At 68.6% G+C, this 17,113-nt stretch carries 11 protein-coding genes and 1 tRNA gene; 6 read left to right on the plus strand and 6 right to left on the minus strand.

Going from position 1 to position 17,113, the window contains the following annotated elements:
- Positions 1–10: 10 nt before the first annotated feature.
- Positions 11–388 (plus strand): glycosyltransferase, encoded by a 378-nt coding sequence (locus tag FWJ24_RS07085; protein WP_150287109.1) that lies wholly within the window; start codon positions 11–13, stop codon positions 386–388.
- On the opposite strand, the gene FWJ24_RS07090 is transcribed toward FWJ24_RS07085, so the two are convergent.
- Positions 376–1,164, minus strand: coding sequence for a creatininase family protein (locus FWJ24_RS07090; protein WP_150287110.1), 789 nt, complete (start codon positions 1,162–1,164; stop codon positions 376–378). The genes FWJ24_RS07085 and FWJ24_RS07090 overlap by 13 nt on opposite strands.
- Before the next feature lie 186 nt (positions 1,165–1,350).
- On the opposite strand from FWJ24_RS07090, the gene FWJ24_RS07095 reads away from it, so the two are divergent.
- Together FWJ24_RS07095 and FWJ24_RS07100 are read left to right on the plus strand one after the other, a co-directional pair.
- Complete coding sequence (locus FWJ24_RS07095) at positions 1,351–2,370, plus strand: ABC transporter substrate-binding protein (protein WP_150287111.1); 1,020 nt, start codon at positions 1,351–1,353, stop codon at positions 2,368–2,370.
- Positions 2,371–2,830: 460 nt separating this feature from the next.
- On the plus strand, positions 2,831–3,748 hold the full coding sequence (locus FWJ24_RS07100) for a diguanylate cyclase domain-containing protein (RefSeq protein WP_150287112.1): 918 nt from the start codon (positions 2,831–2,833) through the stop codon (positions 3,746–3,748).
- 8 nt (positions 3,749–3,756) lie between these two features.
- Here the strand turns inward: FWJ24_RS07100 and FWJ24_RS07105 are convergent, their stop codons facing one another.
- From FWJ24_RS07105 to FWJ24_RS07115, 3 genes are all read right to left on the minus strand, one after another.
- Positions 3,757–5,091, minus strand: coding sequence for an HlyD family type I secretion periplasmic adaptor subunit (locus FWJ24_RS07105; protein WP_150287113.1), 1,335 nt, complete (start codon positions 5,089–5,091; stop codon positions 3,757–3,759).
- Between the two features lie 9 nt (positions 5,092–5,100).
- Positions 5,101–6,870, minus strand: coding sequence for a type I secretion system permease/ATPase (locus tag FWJ24_RS07110; protein ID WP_150287114.1), 1,770 nt, complete (start codon positions 6,868–6,870; stop codon positions 5,101–5,103).
- 115 nt (positions 6,871–6,985) lie between these two features.
- Positions 6,986–7,879: a LysR family transcriptional regulator gene (locus FWJ24_RS07115; RefSeq protein WP_150287115.1), complete on the minus strand. Its 894-nt coding sequence runs from the start codon at positions 7,877–7,879 to the stop codon at positions 6,986–6,988.
- Between the two features lie 383 nt (positions 7,880–8,262).
- On the opposite strand from FWJ24_RS07115, the gene FWJ24_RS14590 reads away from it, so the two are divergent.
- A complete protein-coding gene (locus FWJ24_RS14590; protein ID WP_166443616.1) occupies positions 8,263–13,710 on the plus strand; it encodes a 3-keto-alpha-glucoside-1,2-lyase-like domain-containing protein in 5,448 nt (1,815 codons plus the stop codon).
- Between the two features lie 66 nt (positions 13,711–13,776).
- Here the strand turns inward: FWJ24_RS14590 and FWJ24_RS07130 are convergent, their stop codons facing one another.
- Positions 13,777–15,006 (minus strand): MFS transporter, encoded by a 1,230-nt coding sequence (locus FWJ24_RS07130; RefSeq protein ID WP_150287116.1) that lies wholly within the window; start codon positions 15,004–15,006, stop codon positions 13,777–13,779.
- A gap of 69 nt (positions 15,007–15,075) precedes the next feature.
- On the opposite strand from FWJ24_RS07130, the gene FWJ24_RS07135 reads away from it, so the two are divergent.
- Positions 15,076–15,516, plus strand: a complete 441-nt coding sequence (locus tag FWJ24_RS07135) for a helix-turn-helix domain-containing protein (RefSeq protein ID WP_150287117.1) — start codon at positions 15,076–15,078, stop codon at positions 15,514–15,516.
- Positions 15,517–15,567: 51 nt separating this feature from the next.
- On the opposite strand, the gene FWJ24_RS07140 is transcribed toward FWJ24_RS07135, so the two are convergent.
- Positions 15,568–15,657, minus strand: a tRNA-Ser gene (locus FWJ24_RS07140).
- 315 nt (positions 15,658–15,972) lie between these two features.
- On the opposite strand from FWJ24_RS07140, the gene FWJ24_RS07145 reads away from it, so the two are divergent.
- Positions 15,973–17,088: a septal ring lytic transglycosylase RlpA family protein gene (locus tag FWJ24_RS07145; RefSeq protein WP_150287118.1), complete on the plus strand. Its 1,116-nt coding sequence runs from the start codon at positions 15,973–15,975 to the stop codon at positions 17,086–17,088.
- The last annotated feature ends 25 nt before the right edge of the window (positions 17,089–17,113 follow it).

Below are 17,113 nucleotides of genomic sequence, written 5' to 3' on the forward strand. Positions count from 1 at the left end.
GACTGCCGAGATCACCGGCTGGCTGCCGCGCGCCGAGGTCCGTGCGCGGCTGGCGGCGGAGGCGCGCTGCCTCGTCGCGCCCTCGCTCTGGCCGGAGACCGGGCCGATGGTGATCGCGGAGGCCCAGGCGCTCGGCATCCCGGCGATCGTTTCCGCGCGGGCGGGGGGCTCGGCCCGGATCCGCGACGGCATCGACGGGTTGGTCATCGAGCCCGAGAGCGGCGCGCTCGGAGCGGCCCTCAACCGGCTGGCGGACGAGAGCCGGGCCGCCGCGATGGGCGCCGCGGCCTGGGCGGCCTACCAGGCCGATCCGCCGTCTCCGGAGGCACACGCAGCGCGGCTGGAGGTGCTCTACCGGCGGATGCTGGCGGCGCGTCAGGCGAGCTGATCGAGCGGGAAACGCGCCACGTCCTCAAGCAGCTCGACGAACCGCGCCGCCTGGAATTCCGCCGCCTTGCGGCCCTTGGCGGCGGTGGCGAGATGCGCTTCCCCCGCAACGCCCTCGGGATGGACATCCTCGGCGATCCAGGCCATGGCGGTGCGCCCCGTCATGCGCAGATGCCGGTATTCCTGCGCCATCCGCACCGAGGCCGGCACGAAATTCTCCGCCCGCTCCATGCACACCTTGTCCTTCGCGACATGGAGCATCACGCTGGTCTCGTAATCGCCGCCATGGATGCCGAACAGGGTCTCTGCCTCGGAGAACAGCCCCTCCGGCACGCCGAGGCGGTGCCAGGCGGTCTGCACCACCAGCATGTCGCAGCGCACGCGCAATTCCTGCGCGACGATGCCCATCACCTCGACATTGCCGCCATGCGCATTGACGATCACCAGCTTGCGGATGCCCGCCCGCGCGACGCTTTCGCCGATCTCGGTCCAGGCGCGGATCAGCGTCTCGGCCGAGAGCGTGATCGTGCCGGGAGCGCGCAGATGCTCGTTCGACTTGCCGACCCAGAAGACGGGGAGAAACAGCACCTGGAGCTGCGCCGGCAGGATCTTCTTGACCTCGGCCACCAGCCCGCCGGCGATCAGCGTGTCGGTTCCCACCGAAAGATGCGGGCCATGCTGCTCGGTGGCGGCGATGGGGAGGATCGCGATCGCGCGCGCCGTGTCGAGCGCCTCAAATTCGCGTGCCGTGAAATCGAACCAGTGGGCCTTGCGCATGTCCCGGACCTTGCTCCGCGGGCAGGATAGCGGATCGGCCGCGGCGGCGCCAAGCAGGCGCATGAGACCTGAAGCGTGCCAGGGGCCGCCCGCTTCCGTGCGCGAGAAATATCCGGCATAGGGGTTGCTTGGGGGATCGAGCCGGCGCGCGGGCGCTGCATGAAACGGCAGGCAGAGGCGCAGATCATGACCATGAAATTCCGCATCGATCGGCGCAGGGCGCTCGGTCTTGCCGGCGGCGCGCTGCTGGCGCCTGTTTTCGGCGCGCGGGTCCGGGCGCAGACGCATGACACAGTGAGCTTCCAGACCAACTGGCGCGCCCAGGCCGAACAGGGCGGGTTCTATTTCGCCGTCGCCAATGGAATCTATCGGAAATACGGCATCGAGGCGGATATCCGCGCCGGCGGGCCGGGACTGAGCCCGTCGCAGCTCCTGATCGCCGGCGCCGTGGACATGATCATGTCCTCCGGCTTCGAGGCGATCCGCCATGTCGAGCAGAATCTGCCCATCCTCTGCATCGCTGCGATCTTCCAGAAGGATCCGCAGGTGATCATCTGCCATTCCGGCCAGGGCAATGACAGCCTCGCGGCGCTCAAGGGCAAGCCTATGCTGATCAGCGCGGCCGGGCGCGCCTCCTTCTACCCGTTCCTCAAGGCAAGGTTCGGCTATTCTGACACCCAGATCCGCCCCTATGCGTTCAACACCGCGCCCTTCCTCGCCGACAAGGCGATGTGCCAGCAGGGCGACCTGACCGCCGAGCCCTACGTGATCGAGAAGGAGGGCGGGGTGAAGCCGGTGGTGCATCTTCTCGCGGATTCCGGCTACGCCCCCTATTCGGCCACGATCGCGATCGGCCGGAAGATGGTCGAGGAGAAGCCCGATCTCGTGCAGCGTTTCGTCACCGCCACGCTGGAGGGCTGGGCCGCCTACATGAAGAACGGCGAAGGCAGCGCCGCCGCCAACGCGCTGATCAAGAAGAACAATCCCGACATGACCGATGACAGGATCGCCTTCGCGGTCCGGTCGATGAACGAAAAGGGCATCGTGCTCTCCGGCGATGCGCTCAAGCTCGGGATCGGCGCCATGACCGGCGCGCGCTGGCTGACCTTCTACCGGGACATGACCGCCGCCGGTATCTTCCCCGCCGGGCTCGACATCTCCCGCGCCTACAGCCTGCAATTCGTCAACAAGGGCACCGGCATCTGAGCTTGCCCCCGCAGCGGGACGGCGCCGGCATCGCGATCCTCCTCGCCATGCGCTGGATCAGCCCCGCCTCCTGCGCGCTGACGCAAGAACTGGCAGCATGCGCCGGATGCAACGCCCGCGCGGGAAGGGCGTGATCGAGCGGGCGGGCATTCGCGTCTCCAACTGAGACAATGCGGATGCGCGCCAGCGCGCACAACACGCCAGGGTAAGGTCTCGCGGCGGGACAATGGCAGGGCGCGCAGCCAGCCGCCGGCCGGCTTCTGCCGCACGATCAATATTTCGCGCAGCCGGGCGGCAAGCCACCTCCGGCCGGCGTTGCGATATCGACGCACGGCGCGTTCGTATCTCCGCAGGTCGCGCGGGCTGGTAGCAATCAAAGGTTGTTTTCTTCGAAAATTAGCGCAATTTTTAAGATAGGCGTTTATGGGTCGGGAGGACGTCCGGGAGCACTCCTCACCCCATGCGCATCGTCATCGCCGAGCCGAGCGCCATCGGCCGCAAAATCATCGCCGGAATCGTCGAGCCGGACGGCCATCAGGTCGTCTGCGCCGGCGACGCGGACATCGCGCTCGATTTCATCCGCTCGGGTGCCGAGTTCGAGGTACTGATCACGGCGATCGAATTCGCCAACATGTCCGGTTTCGAATTGTGCTGGGAGGCGAAGCTCGCGGTGGCGGAGAACCGGCCGGTCTATGTTATCGTGCTCTCCTCCTCGCGCGACGAGGCGAAGCTGGTCGAGGCGCTCGATTGCGGCGCCGACGAATTCGTGACCAAGCCGCCGCGCCCGAGCGAGTTGCTCGCGCGGCTGCGGGCGGCGGGACGGCTGATCAACGCCCAGCGCGAACTGATCCATCTCGCCTCCTACGACGCCCTGACCGGGCTGAGGAACCGCCGCGCCTTTTTCTCCGATCTCGAAAAGCTCGTCGAGGCGGGCGGGCCTTTCTCGCTGATCATGTTCGATCTCGACCATTTCAAGCGCATCAACGACACCCACGGCCACGATGCCGGCGATGAGGTGCTGCGCGAATTCGCCCGCCGCGCCGCCGCGATCGACAAGATGACCGCGCGGCTTGGAGGCGAAGAATTCGGGCTTCTTGTCCGCGCGCCAATTTCCGAGGCCGGCTTCATCGCCGAGCGCATCCGCCTCGCCACCGCCAATGCGCCCTTCGAGACCTCCGCCGGGCCGCTCGATGTCACGACCAGCATCGGCGTTGCCAACGGCGCGCCGGGGATGAGCGGCGAGCAGGTGGTCAAGGAGGCCGATATCGCGCTCTATGCCTCGAAATCCGCCGGCCGCAACCGGGTCACGCTCTCGCGCGGCACCCTGGAGCACGGCATCGCCGAGATCCGGATCGACTCGGTGCGCCGCACCGGCTGACCGTACGGCTAATCCTCCTTGAACGCGCGCGCGATCTGATCGCTCAGCGGCTTGAGGAAATAGGAGAGGGCGGTGCGTTCCCCGGTCTGGATATGCACTTCCGCCGGCATGCCGGGAACCAGCCTGAGCCCCTGGAGGCGCGAGAGTTCGCTTTCAGGCAGTTCGATGCGGGCAATATAATAGGCGGCACCGTTCTGCGGGTTCCGGGTGAGGTCCGCCGCAACGAGCATCACCCGGCCGGCAAGCTCCGGCGTCGTGCGCTGGCTGAAGGCCGAGAGCCGCACCATGGCCGGCTGGCCGCGCGTGACCTGGTCGATATCCTGCGGGGCGATCTGCGCCTCGATCGTCATCGCGTCGGCGCGCGGCACGACAAGCATCACGACCTCACCCGGCCCGATCACGCCGCCGACCGTATGCACCGCAAGCTGGTGGACCACGCCGTCCTGCGGGCTGCGGATCTCGATGCGCCGCAGCTGGTCGTCGACGGCCGCCTTGCGCTCGACCAGCTCGCCGGACCGGGTCTCGATCTCGCGCAGCTCCTTGAGCACCTCGGTGCGAAGCTCCTGATCGAGCTGGAGGATCTGCAATTCCGTTTCCGCGATGCGCCCGCGCGCCTGCGCCGCCGCCGCGACGATCTGGCCGCGCTCGCCATTGAGCCGCGCCGCCTCGCGCTGGAGCGCGGCGAGGCGGGTCAGCGGCACCAGATTGCGGTCATAGAGTTCGGAGACCCCCTTCAGCTCGCCGAGGATCAGCGCGATCTGCGCGTCCTTCGAGGCGATCTGCGCCTCGAAACCCGCGATTTCCTGCCGAAGCTGGGCGATCCGCTCGCCGAGCTGCGCCTTCTGCCCGCCGCGCGCCGCGCGGCGGGCCTCGAACAGACGCCGCTCCCCCGCAACGAGCCGCGCGATCTCGGGTTCATGCGCCGCGCGCGCCAGCAGGTCCGCCGGAAAGACGATCGTGTCGGCCTCGTCGCGCTCGGCCTCCAGCCGGGCCCGGCGCCCCTCCAGCCCGTCGAGGCTCTTGGTCACCATCGCGAGATTGGCGCGCGTCACGGTGTCGTCGAGGCTGAGCAGCAATTCACCGGCCCGCACCTCGGCGCCCTCGCGCACATGGAGGGCACCGACCACGCCGCCATGCGGGTGCTGCACCTTCTTGAGATGGGTTTCGACGACCACCGTGCCCTGCGCAACCACCGCGCCGGCAAGCCGCGCGACCGCCGCCCAGCCGCCGAAGCCCAAAACCAGCAGCGCCGCCACCACGATGCCGAAAGCGACGAGCCGCCGCATCGCCGGCAGCGCTGAGGGCAGGGCGGGGGGCGTGGCAGAAGGCATGGAACCGGACATTGTCTTTCCTCAGGCCCCCGGCTCGCCGACCACGGCGAGCCCGGACGGGTGCGGCGTCGCGCCGCTCTGCTGGACATTCTTGCGCAACACCTCCTCCTTCGGGCCGAAGGCCTGGAGCATGCCCTGCGCCATGATTCCCACGAGATCGACCGCCGCGATCGCGCTCGGCCGGTGCGCGACGACGATCAGGATGCCGCCGCGCTCGCGCACGCCGCGGATCGCGCGCGTCAGCGCTGCCTCGCCCTCGGCGTCGAGGTTGGAATTCGGCTCGTCGAGCACCACGAGGAACGGATCGCCGTAAAGCGCGCGGGCGAGGCCGAGCCGCTGGCGCTGGCCGGCCGAGAGCGCCGAACCGCCTTCGCCGATGCGGGTCGAATAACCCTCCGGCAGGTGCAGGATGGTCTCGTGCAGCCCGGCCGCCTGCGCCGCGGCGATGATCGCGGCCGGTTCGGTCGCCTCGTCGAATCGGGCGATATTCTCGGCCACCGTGCCGTCGAACAGCTCGATATCCTGCGGCAGATAGCCGATATGCCGCCCGAGCGCGGCCGGGTCCCATTGCTCCAGCGCCGCGCCGTCGAGCCGCACCGCGCCGCGCATCGCCGGCCAGGCCCCGACCAGCGCCCGCACAAGGCTCGACTTGCCCGCAGCACTCGGGCCGATCAGCCCCAGCCCCTGGCCAGCCTGGAGCTGGAAGCTCACATTCTGCACCATCGGCCGCGTCGCGCCCGGCGGCGCGACGGACAGACCCTCGACCGACAGGTCACGCCGCGGTGCCGGCAGCGGCATCGGGTCCGGCCCGTCCGGCACCGCGGCGAGCAGCGTCGCCAGCCGCTTGCGGCTCTCGCGGCCGCCGAGGAAGGATTTCCAGTTCGCGATCGCGAGTTCGATCGGCGCCAGCGCCCGCGACGCGATGATCGAACTTGCGATCATCGCGCCGCCGGAAAGCTCGCCGGCGATCGTCAGCCAGGCGCCGGCCGCGAGCAGCGCCGATTGCAGCAATGCGCGCAGCACCTTCGACGTCGCGCTGAGACCGCCGGTCACGTCGCTCGCCTGCTCCTGCGCCGCGAGATGGCGGGCATTGACCCCAAGCCAGCGCGCGGCAAGCCGGTGCCCGAAGCCCATGGCGCGCAGCACCTCGGCATTGCGCTGCCCGGCGACCGCCAGCGCCTGCCGGCGGACGGCCTCGCCTTGGCTGCGGCGCGCCGGCCCACGCGACAGGATCTCGGTCGCGATCGTCAGTGCCACGAGCAGGAGCGCGCCGGCGCTCGCAAGCAGGCCGAGCGCCGGATGCAGCGCGAAGACCAGCGCGAGATAAACCGGCATCCACGGCAGATCGAGGATGGCGACCGGCCCCTGACCGGCGAGGAAGGCCCGGATCGTATCGAGATCGCGCAAGGGCTGGAGCCCGTCGCCGCTCCGCCCGCCGCGCAGCGGCAGCGCAAGCGTCACCGCGTAGACGCGCGCGCCGAGAATCTGGTCGACGCGCGAGCCCATGCGCACCAGGAGCCGTGACCGGATGATGTCGAGAATGCCCTGGAACGCGTAGAGCAGGGCGGCGATCACCGCCAGCGCCACCAGGGTCGGCACGGAGCGGCTGGTCAGCACCCGATCATAGACCTGGAGCATGAACAGCGACCCGGTCAGCGCCAGCAGGTTGATGAGCCCCGAGAACAGAGCCACCGCAACCAGCCAGCCGCGCAGGGCGGCAAAGGCCTGCCCCAGTTCGGCGGTGGGCGACACGCGCGGCCTGGCGGTCGATGAGGCAATCCATGTGCTCATGAGGAAGCGGTTCCTGAACGAGAATGCCGCGCGCGCCCCGCAGCGGGCATAGCGGAGGAAAATCCGGACGGGGCGGAAGCGGGCAGGACGACAGCCGGGATGGCGCTCGTGCCGTTCATGGCGCGCATGCCTGCATCTCCTGCGGCCCGAACAGCGCCCCGGCGCAGGCGAGGAAATCGCGCACCAGCGGAATGCGCCGCCGCTCCTCGAGGCAGATCATGTATTCGTCGATCGCGATCCGCGCATCCGCCAGCGGCACGAAGCGCAGCCGGGTGTCGTGGCCAAACTCGCGATCCGCGACGATGCCGAGCCCGAACCCGCCGGCGACCATCTCCCGGACGCCTTCCGGCGTCGTGACCTCGAGCGCCGGGCCGATCGCGACGCCGTGCTCGGCGAGGTTCTGCTCGAACACCTCGCGCGTGACGGAGCCGCGCTCGCGCAGCACGAAGGCATGGCCGGCCAGTTCGCGGATTGCGATGCCCGTCCGCGCGGCCCAGGGGTGGCCTGCGAGCATGAACACCCCGATCCCCATGCTCAGCATGGGCCGGACATGCAGGCGCCGGTCCGCGGGCAGGCGCGCGGTGATGCCGACATCGACGCGATGGTCGAGAAGCTGCTCGATCACCTGCTCGGAATTGCCGATATTGAGCGTGAAGGTCAGGTGCGGGCGCCCCTTCTGCAAGCGGGCGAGGATCGGCACCGGGTGGAAGACTCCATCCGCCGCGAGGCGGAGATGGCCGCCGGCCTGGCGGGTATCCCGGCGCAGGAAGGTTCGCGCTTCCAGTTCGGCGGCGAAGAGCCGCTTGGTGACGTCGAACAGCGCCTGCCCGTCCGGCGTCAGGAGGACGCCGCGCGGCTTGCGCAGAAAAAGCTGGATGCCGGACGCCGCTTCGAGCTGGCGCACCTGCGCGGACAGCGTCGATTGGCTGACCGCCATCTCGCGGGCGGCGCGCGAGAAGCCGCCGCATACGGCGACCACGTGAAAGGCGCGGAGCTGCGTGATGGACACTCGAACGGCCTCGGAAGCAACAAGGGCGGCCCGCGAGTTCCGATCGATCCGGACCGCTGATCGGCCGGCACCTTCCTTGCCTTCGATTGCGGATTTGTGACGCGGGTCCGGCTTGACGGCCCCGGCGCCCCTTCCGGAACCCGCCATGTTTTCAATAAGGCCCATTGATAGAAACGATGGAAGCGCAAGGGCTTGGTTCAAGAAGCTGTCATGCGCCGCCCATACTCCTGCCGCCATTCGACGTCGGGCCGTTCCGGGCTCGATCGCGACGGAAGTTCCGCCAGGGCGGGACCCGGCGTGCAAGGCCCCGCCGGTCGGCGGCCGCCCGAGCCCGGAACCCTGCCCGGCGTGCCAGCGGCCTGCGGATCACACGGGGATCGGACATGACAAGCTTCAACAACGCCTCCACTCTCGGCCAGCTCCTGCCGGACGGCACGGATTCCGGCGTCCTGGCCTTCCCGGCCTCGACCCCGCAGGACGGTTTTGTGGTCGATCCCGGCATCGCGGGGTCGGTCTCGAGCTACACCATGGTGTTCGACCTGTTCATGAAGTCCGGCGACATGGGCGGCTACGCGGCCCTGTTCCAGACCGATCTCTCCAACGCGAGCGACGGCGATTTCTTCCTCCGCAAGACGGGCTCGACCTTCGGCATCGGGATTTCCGGCGATTATGACGGCGCGGCGCCGCTCGATGCCTGGCACCGCATCGCCGTGACGGTGGAGAATGCCGGCGATGGCACCGCGACGATGAGGAAGTTCATCGACGGCGTGAAGGTCGACCAGCAGGTTGTCAATGCCGGGCGTTTCACGATCGGCGATAATGGCTTCCTGATCCTGGCCGACGAGGACGGCGAGACCGGCAAGGGCACGCTCAACAGCTTCCTGTTCACCGATCAGGTGATGAGCGAGGGCGAGATCGCCGGGCTCGGCGGCGTCTCGGTCGGCGGCATCCTCGGCGCGGCGCCGGCGACCGGCCACGCGACCCAGTTCGATTTCGACGGCCAGAGCCTCGCCCCGACCTTCGGACCCGGCTCCATGATCGACAAGAGCACACCGCCGCCGGCGGAGCCGGTCGCGCTCGTCAACCGCATCCAGGATATGATGGTGACGCCGGATGCCGAGAACGCGGTGATCGATCTTGCGAATGTGTTCCAGGGCAGCGGCCTGACCTATACCGTCCAGACCGCGATCGGCGAGGTGGTGAACGCGACCATCGGCGCCGACGGCAAGCTGGTGCTCGATTTCGGCGATCTCGGCTTCTCCGACGTCAAGGTGACGGCGACCGATGCCGAAGGCCATTCGGTCAGCGATTTCTTCCGCGTCCGCGTGGCAGGCGAGAATGCCTACACCATCGCCGTGTTCCCGGACACGCAGGATTACACCAGCAACCCCGCGCTGGCGCACATCTTCGGCGACATGACGCAATGGCTGGTCGACAACAAGGACAGCCACAACATCCAGTTCATGATCCATGTCGGGGATATCACGCAGAACAACCAGCCGGGGGAATGGAACATCGCCGAGGCGGCGCTGCGCAAGCTCGACGGCAAGATCCCCTATTCGCTGCTGCCGGGCAATCACGACCAGGCGGCGGGCGGCTCGGCGGCCGACCATTCCTCGGTCCATCTCGACGATCGCTTCTCGCCGGACAAGCAGGAGGCGACCAGCCCGGACAATTTCGGCGGCGTCTATGATCAGGAGCCGGCGAGCAGCCGCAACAGCTACAGCACCTTCACCGCGCCGGACGGCACGAAATGGCTGGTGCTCTCGATGGAATTCGGGCCGCGCAACGACGTGATCCGCTGGGCCGGCGATGTCATCGAGGACCATCTCGACCATCGCGTCATCATCGCCTCGCATGCCCTGACCGATTACGCCGGCCGACACGATCCGCTCGGCGGCCCGCTCTACGACGAGGGCGCCGGCTACGATTACGGCATGGGCCGCGACCCGCAGGGCGCCAATGACGGCGAGACGATCTATCGCGAGCTGCTCGCCAAATATCCGAATATCAGCATGACCTTCTCAGGTCATATTTTCGGAGACGGCGCGGAAACCAATGTCAGCTACTCGCAGTACGGCAACCCCGTATTCGAGATGCTGGTGAATTACCAGAACGGCATCTCGCGCGAGATCACCGGCAACGGCAACGAGGCGCTCGGCAATCGCGGCGGCAACGGCGCGATCCGGCTCGTGGTGGTCGATCCGGCCAACAACTCGATCTCGACCGAAACCTATTTCACCGAATTCGACGATTATCTCGACGGCTATCGCGTCAAGCCGGAGCTGGACCGTGACGGCCTGACCGGCGAATATCGCGGCCATCAGGAGACATTCGAGAATGTCGATGTCGGCGCGCCGGATCTCTTCGCCATGGCCAAGGCCGGCGACGATCTCGTCGTCGAGGCCGGCGAGGGCGCGGACACGGCGCAGGTGATGCTCGACGCCTCGCGCTCGCTCAACCCGAAATCCGAGGCGCTGACCTATACTTGGACCGACAAGAACGGCGATATCGTCGCGACCGGCGCGAAGCCCGCGGTCGAGCTCGGGCTCGGCAAGCACGAGCTGACGCTGACCATCACCGATCCGAACGGCGTCAAGAGCACCGACAATGTCCTGGTCATCGTGCGCGGCGAGGAGACCCTGCTCGTCGAGACCTTCAACGACGGCGATGCCGCCGGCTGGAGCTCGGGCCCGAAGCAGGGGGTCGAGATCGTCGTCGGCGATGCCGCCGGCTTCGGCATTCCCGAACTCGGCGCGGGTGACAAGGTTGCCTTCGTGCCGGCGCTCTCGAATGCCGAGAAATTCTTCCTCACGCCGCTGCCCGGCGTGCCGAGCGGCACGATCATCACCTCCTACAGCCTGATCTATGATCTCTACGTGCCGAAGGCGACCGCCGCGCATTTCACGGCGCTGTTCCAGACCGATATCGGCAATGCCTCGGACGGCGAACTCTTCATCCGCAGCAATGCCGACGGCACCGGCGGCATCGGCATCTCGGGCAATTATCCCGGCGCCTTCCAGTATGATGCCTGGCAGCGCCTGGCCTTCACCTTCGCCGACAACGGCAACGGCTCGATGACCCTGTCGAAATTCATCAACGGCGCGCTGGTCGGCACGCAGATCGTCGCGGCCGACCGCTTCGGCCTCGACATCTCCAAGGGCGCGCTGATGTTCTCGGACGAGGACGGCGAGAATTCGCCGCTCTATGTCTCGAGCCTGCTCGTGACCGACAAGGTCTACAGCCCGGCCGAGATCGCGGCGCTGGGCGGCCCGGTTGCAGGCGGCATCGCCCCGACGCCGCCGACCATCTACTCGACGCAGTTCGATTTCACGACGCCGAACCTCGCTCCCACCTACGGGCCGGCGACGCTGGGCCTCACCCAGGGCGGCGCGACCGGCGCCTTCCTGCTCAAGGGCACGGTCTTCTCACGGCCCGACGCCGAGGCCGGCCTGCCGGCCCCCGAGGCGGCGCTCTGGGACATGTCCGACAGCGCGGGCAACAAGCTCGTCTGGACCGGCGAAGGCTCGGAGACCTGGTCGGATTACGTGTTCGAGGCCAGCCTGACCTCGATGGACAACGACACGATCGGCCTCGTCTTCTACTATCAGGACGACGAGAACCATTACCGCTTCACCATGGACGGCGAGAGCAACCGCCGCCAGCTCGTGAAGGTGCAGGACGGCGTCGAGACCGTGCTGGCCGAGGCGCATATGGGCTACCAGTTCAATGTCGAGCTGAAGCTGAAGATCGCGATCGTCGACAACGCCATCAACGTCTTCCTCGGCGACCGGAACGTGTTCGGCGGTCCGGTGGTCGATGCCGCCAATCCGCTCGAGGGCGGCACGATCGGCCTTTATTCCAGCGGCCAGCGCTCCTCGATCTTCGACAACATCGCCGTCACCCGCGCCGATCTCGCCGCCCATGCCGGCGAGGATCAGCGGCTGTTCGACCGGGACGGCGACGGCAAGGTCGAGGTCACGCTCGACGGCGACGGCTCCTTCGGCCTCGCCGACATCGTGAGCTGGCGCTGGACCGACGCGCAGGGCAAGGAGATCGCGACCGGCGCCAATCCGACGGTTGCGCTCGGCGCCGGCCGCCACGAACTGACCCTGACGGTCACCGATGCGAGCGGCAAGGTCGCGAGCGATCGCGTCAATGTCGAGATCGTGGGCAAGCACGCGCTCCTCGTCTCCGAGACCTTCGCCTCGAACGCCGCGCTCGCGCGCTGGACGATCGTCGACGAGGGCGAGTTCGGCGGCATCGGCGCCGACGGCAAGGCCTCCGAATGGCTGGTTCAGGACGGCCGGCTGGTTCAGACCACCGATCTCCAGAGCCGCGAACTGACCTGGGACGGCGCCACCAACCCGGATTACTGGCAGCGCGGCTGGTCGCCGCTCGGCGACGGCGTCAACGTGCTGCGGGTCGGCACCTACGCGCTCTACAACGACCCCGCCGCGCGCGAATGGGACGATTACTCGATCGAGGCGACGATCCAGACACCCGACAATGACGGGCTCGGCTTCCTGTTCCACTACACCGATGCGCAGAACTACTACAAACTCGAACTCGACGCCGACGGCGTGCTCGACCGCGACCCGAGCAACGGCGCAGGCAGCGTGTTCAATCTTCTCCGCATGCGCAATGGCGTCGAGGAGATCCTCGGCCAGGTGCCGGGCAAATACGAGCCCGGCGAGGCGATGCGCCTGCGCGTCGACATCCTCGACCAGAAGATCACCGCCTATCTCAACGGCGAGCCGATCTTCGCCTATGCGATCGAGGATCACGGCAACGAGAAGGGCACGTTCGGGCTCTATTCCTGGAGCAACCAGGGGTTGAGTTTCGACGATGTCGTCGTGGTCGATCTCAAGCCGGCCGCTCCGCCGCCCGCCGGCCAGACGATCATCGGCACGGCCGGCGACAACAGCCTCGCCGGCGGCGCGGGCGATGATCTGATCCAGGGTCTCGCCGGCGACGACGATCTCGCCGGGAATGGCGGCGATGACGATCTCGACGGCGGGGCGGGCGACGACATGCTCAATGGCGGCGCGGGCAACGACCTCGTCAAGGGCGGGGCGGGCGACGACGTGCTGATCGGCGGCGCGGGCAACGACATCGTCAAGGCCGGCGCCGGCGCCGATATCGCCGATGGCGGCGAGGGCAACGACCAGTTCCTCGGCAAGGTCGGCAACGACGTGATCCGCGGCGGCGCCGGGCGCGACATTCTCGATTATCAATGGGAGACCGACGCGATCACCTTCGATTTCGCGGCCGGCACCGCCACCACCGCCGCCGGCGCGCGGGACACGTTCACGGGCATCGAGTTCGCGAAGCTCGGGCGCGGCAACGACGTGGTCATCGGCAGCGACGGCGATGACGGCGTCTATGCCGGCGCGGGCGACGATCATGTCCAGGGCGGCGCCGGCAACGACGAACTCCACGGCCGCGACGGCAATGACCGGATCGAGGGCGGCAGCGGCAACGACATCCTCAACGGCGGCGCCGGCGACGATGTCCTCGCCGGCGGCAGCGGCAATGACCGCCTGCAGGGCGGGGCGGGCGATGATGTCCTCAATGGCGGCTCAGGGCGCGACGTCTTCATCTTCAAGGCCGGGTTCGGCCGCGACGTGATCGAGGATTTCGCCGCTTCCGGCCCGGACGCGGACATTCTCTCGGTCTCGTCCGCGCTGTTCGCCGACGCCGCCGCGCTCCTCGGCGCGGCGGAGCAGGTGGGCGGCGATGTCGTCATCACCATCGACGACGAAACCGCGCTGACCCTGCGCAATGTCCAGCTCTCGGCGCTCGGCGCCGAGGATTTCCGCTTCATCTGAGGCGGAACCCCGGCGTGGCGGTCCGCCGCCACGCCGCCCCGCGGGCTCTCCTCACCGGGCGAACGGTCATCGCGCACGGCGCGGCGCCAGAAGCGCGATGCCGAGCGCGGCGATCATCATGCCCGTCGCCAGCAGGAAGGTCAGCCGCATCCCGGCCGCGATCACGGCGGAGGTCGCGCGGCTGAAATCCCCGGTCCGGGCGCCAAAGGCGAAGACGGCACCCATGACGGACGCCCCCGCGATCAGGCCGATATTGCGGGACAGGCCGAGCAGGCCGGAAACCGTGCCGCGGCCATCCCTGGGCACATCCGCCAGCGCGGCCGTGTTGTTGGCGGCCTGAAAGAGCTGGTAACCGGGCGTCAGGACGAGGATGGCGCATACATAACCGGCAACCCCGATCAGACCCGGCAGGATGGCAAGCAGGAGGGCGCCGGCAGCGAGCAGGACGAGCCCGCCGGCGAGCACGCGATCGCTGCCGCAGGCATCGACCAGCCGGCCCGCGGGAACGCCGCTGAAGATCGAGATCACGGGGCCGACCACCATGACGAGGCCGACCATCGCTTCCCCGAGCCCGAGCCCCAGGCCGAGATAGAAGGGGCCAACCACCAGCGTCGTCATCATGACGGCGGCCACCAGCAGGTTGACGACGAGATTGGGGGCGATGCTCCGGACCGGCATCGACCATGCCCGCGCGGCGGGGATTCGCGCCGCACGAGGGGATGCTGGCAGGACCGCGAGCGCGAGAACGAAGGCGATCGCCGCGAGCGGCACCAGCACCCAGAAGAGGCCGCGCCATCCCGTCACAGGCAGCAGCAGCCCGCCGAGCGACGGGCCGAGCGCCGTTCCCAGCGCCGAAACCGTGCCGAGAAGGCCCATGGCCCGCCCGAGACGCGCCTCGCTTGCAGCCTCGCGCATCATCGCCAGGGGCAAAGTCATCAGAACAGCGGCGCCGATGCCCTGAAGCGCCCGCGCGCCGATCAGCGCCCGCAGGTCCGGCGCCATGCCGCAGAGCGCCGAAGCCGCCAGGAACAGGCCCAGACCCGCGACGAGCACGGGTTTCAGGCCGGCCCGATCACCGAGCCGGCCGGCAACGACGACCGATATCGTCAGCGCCCCGAGATAGGCGACGACCACGCCCTGCGCCGGTGCGAACGGCGCCGCAAACGCCTCGACCAGCGCCGGCAGTGCGATATTGGCGATGCTGGTGCCGAGCGATGCCAGCAGCATCGCGAGCCCCAGCGCCACCGTGATTCCGGTTTGCCCGCGCGCCGCGGGAGCCGGATCCTGTACATCCATGTTCGTGACCTCTTGCCGGATTGTCGGTTCACGTGCAGGCTGCCACTTCAAGCCGACTTGAGGTCAAGCATGAAATTCCTGGATATCGGCGAAGTCTCCGCACGCAGCGGCGTGAAGCCTTCGGCGCTGCGCTATTACGAGGCGATCGGGCTGATTTCCGCCGCCGCGCGGCACGGGCTGCGGCGGCAGTTTCCGCCCGAGGTGCTGTTGCAGCTTGCGCTGATCTCGATGGGCAAAACGGCCGGGTTCTCGCTGGAGGAGATCGCCGGCATGTTCGGCAGCAACGGCATGCCGGACCTGCCGCGCGCCGTATTCCACCAGAAGGCCGACGCGATCGACCGGCAGATCCGTGATCTCAAGGCGCTGCGCGACACGCTACGGCATGTCGCCGAATGCCCCGCGCCCTCGCATATGGAATGCCCCAGCTTCCGCCGCCTCGTCGAGGTCGCGAGCCGGCGCGGCAGGCTCGGCGCGGCGGCGGCAAAGCGGAAGAGACCCGAGCCGCGATAGGGCCTGCGCCCGGCAGCGGGGAAACCGTGCGTTCTTTCGATACGAAAATCCTGGCGGATGGGGTGAGATTCGAACTCACGGTGAACTTGCGCCCACGGCGGTTTTCAAGACCGCTGCCTTAAACCACTCGGCCACCCATCCCGCAGGGCAGGAAAAGCACGGTTCGGCCCCGCGAGGCAAGCCGCGCGGGGAGGGGGGCGGCGAGCCGCACGGGGAGGGAGGCAGCAAGAGGCACGCGGGGGCGGACGGAGACCGGCGCGCATCGGCGCAGACCGGCCTGCCGCGTTAACGCTTCGCACATCACGGATGGCGAGCCGGCTTGACCGTGCTGGCCGCCGCCATTAACCCGCCGTAATCGACCGGTTCTGTGGCGCGGTCGCGTCACGGAATCGTGATGCCGGGTCCGGTGGGGATCCGCAGGGGAAACGGCCGCGGGCCGGTGAAGGGTGGGGGCGCATGCGGCAACGCATTCGCAAGAACGATGTTTCGGCGCCGCGCCTCGCGGCGCTCGCCGGCCGTGTCGTGATGGTGTCCGCGCTGGCGCTTCTCGTCGCCAATTGCGCGAAGCAGCCCCAGCGCACCGCGCAGCAATCGCGCGAGATCGGTGCCTTTTCCGATCCGAAATACGGCAAGGCCAGCCCGCGCGTCGTCGGCATGGACGAAGACGCGCCCAAGGGCGGGGGCCGCTATCAGGTCGGCCGGCCCTACATGGTCGCCGGCCGGCGCTATGTCCCGCGCGAGCGGCCCGTCGGCTATACCACGACGGGCAATGCCAGCTGGTATGGCATCGCGTTCCATGGCCGCCGCACCGCCAATGGCGAGGTCTATGACCGCAAATCCATCTCGGCCGCGCATCCCACCATGCCGCTGCCGAGCTATGCCCGCGTCACCAACCTGACGAACAACCATTCGATCATCGTGCGCGTCAACGATCGCGGCCCCTATCACGGCGGCCGCGTGCTCGATGTCTCCGAGCGCACGGCCGAATTGCTGCGCTTCCGCCATATCGGCACCGCACGGGTGAAGGTCGATTATCTCGGCCCCGCCGCGCTCGCCGGCTCGGACGACCAGAAGCTGGTCGCCTCGCTTTCGACGAACGGGCCCGCCCGGACACCGGGCGGAACCGCGCCGGCGACGATGGTCGCCTCCGCGGCGCCGCTGCCCGCAGCGACACCGTCTTCCGCCGCGCCGACCGGCAGCAGCTCGCTCCTCTCCTTCGCCGCGACCGCCCCGGAAGCCGCGCCGCGCGCGGTTCCGGCGGCGCCCGGCACCGCGCCGAATGCCGGCGGGGCCGCACGCTACACCCCGGTCGAGAACGCGCCGATCCCGCCGGCGCGGCCCTTCGACCTCGAAACGATCGCCGGCGCCGCGCGGCCATTGTCGCCGGGCGCGCTGCCGGCGACGGCCCCCGCGCCCCCGCGCCGCCTCGCCGCGCCGGAGGCGCTGCCGGCCCATCGCCCGACCGACCTCGCCTTTGTCGAGATGAGCGACATGCGCACGCGCTTCGGCAGTGGCCATCCGTTCTCGCGCATCGGCGAGATCGAAGCCTGGGCGCCGGCGCGCGCCAACTGATCCTCCGCAACCACGGTTGAAAACC

Source organism: Rhabdaerophilum calidifontis (assembly GCF_008641065.1).
GTDB classification, from domain to species: Bacteria; Pseudomonadota; Alphaproteobacteria; order Rhizobiales; family Beijerinckiaceae; genus Rhabdaerophilum; species Rhabdaerophilum calidifontis.

What these genes read in the sequence shown, in the direction of transcription:
- FWJ24_RS07145 (WP_150287118.1), top strand. Translation starts at nt 15,973, where the DNA reads ATGCGGCAACGCATTCGCAAGAACGATGTTTCGGCGCCGCGCCTCGCG.
- FWJ24_RS07105 (WP_150287113.1), bottom strand. Translation starts at nt 5,091, where the DNA reads ATGTCCGGTTCCATGCCTTCTGCCACGCCCCCCGCCCTGCCCTCAGCG.
- FWJ24_RS07130 (WP_150287116.1), bottom strand. Translation starts at nt 15,006, where the DNA reads ATGGATGTACAGGATCCGGCTCCCGCGGCGCGCGGGCAAACCGGAATC.
- FWJ24_RS07095 (WP_150287111.1), top strand. Translation starts at nt 1,351, where the DNA reads ATGACCATGAAATTCCGCATCGATCGGCGCAGGGCGCTCGGTCTTGCC.
- FWJ24_RS07090 (WP_150287110.1), bottom strand. Translation starts at nt 1,164, where the DNA reads ATGCGCAAGGCCCACTGGTTCGATTTCACGGCACGCGAATTTGAGGCG.
- FWJ24_RS07100 (WP_150287112.1), top strand. Translation starts at nt 2,831, where the DNA reads ATGCGCATCGTCATCGCCGAGCCGAGCGCCATCGGCCGCAAAATCATC.
- FWJ24_RS07135 (WP_150287117.1), top strand. Translation starts at nt 15,076, where the DNA reads ATGAAATTCCTGGATATCGGCGAAGTCTCCGCACGCAGCGGCGTGAAG.
- FWJ24_RS14590 (WP_166443616.1), top strand. Translation starts at nt 8,263, where the DNA reads ATGACAAGCTTCAACAACGCCTCCACTCTCGGCCAGCTCCTGCCGGAC.
- FWJ24_RS07110 (WP_150287114.1), bottom strand. Translation starts at nt 6,870, where the DNA reads ATGAGCACATGGATTGCCTCATCGACCGCCAGGCCGCGCGTGTCGCCC.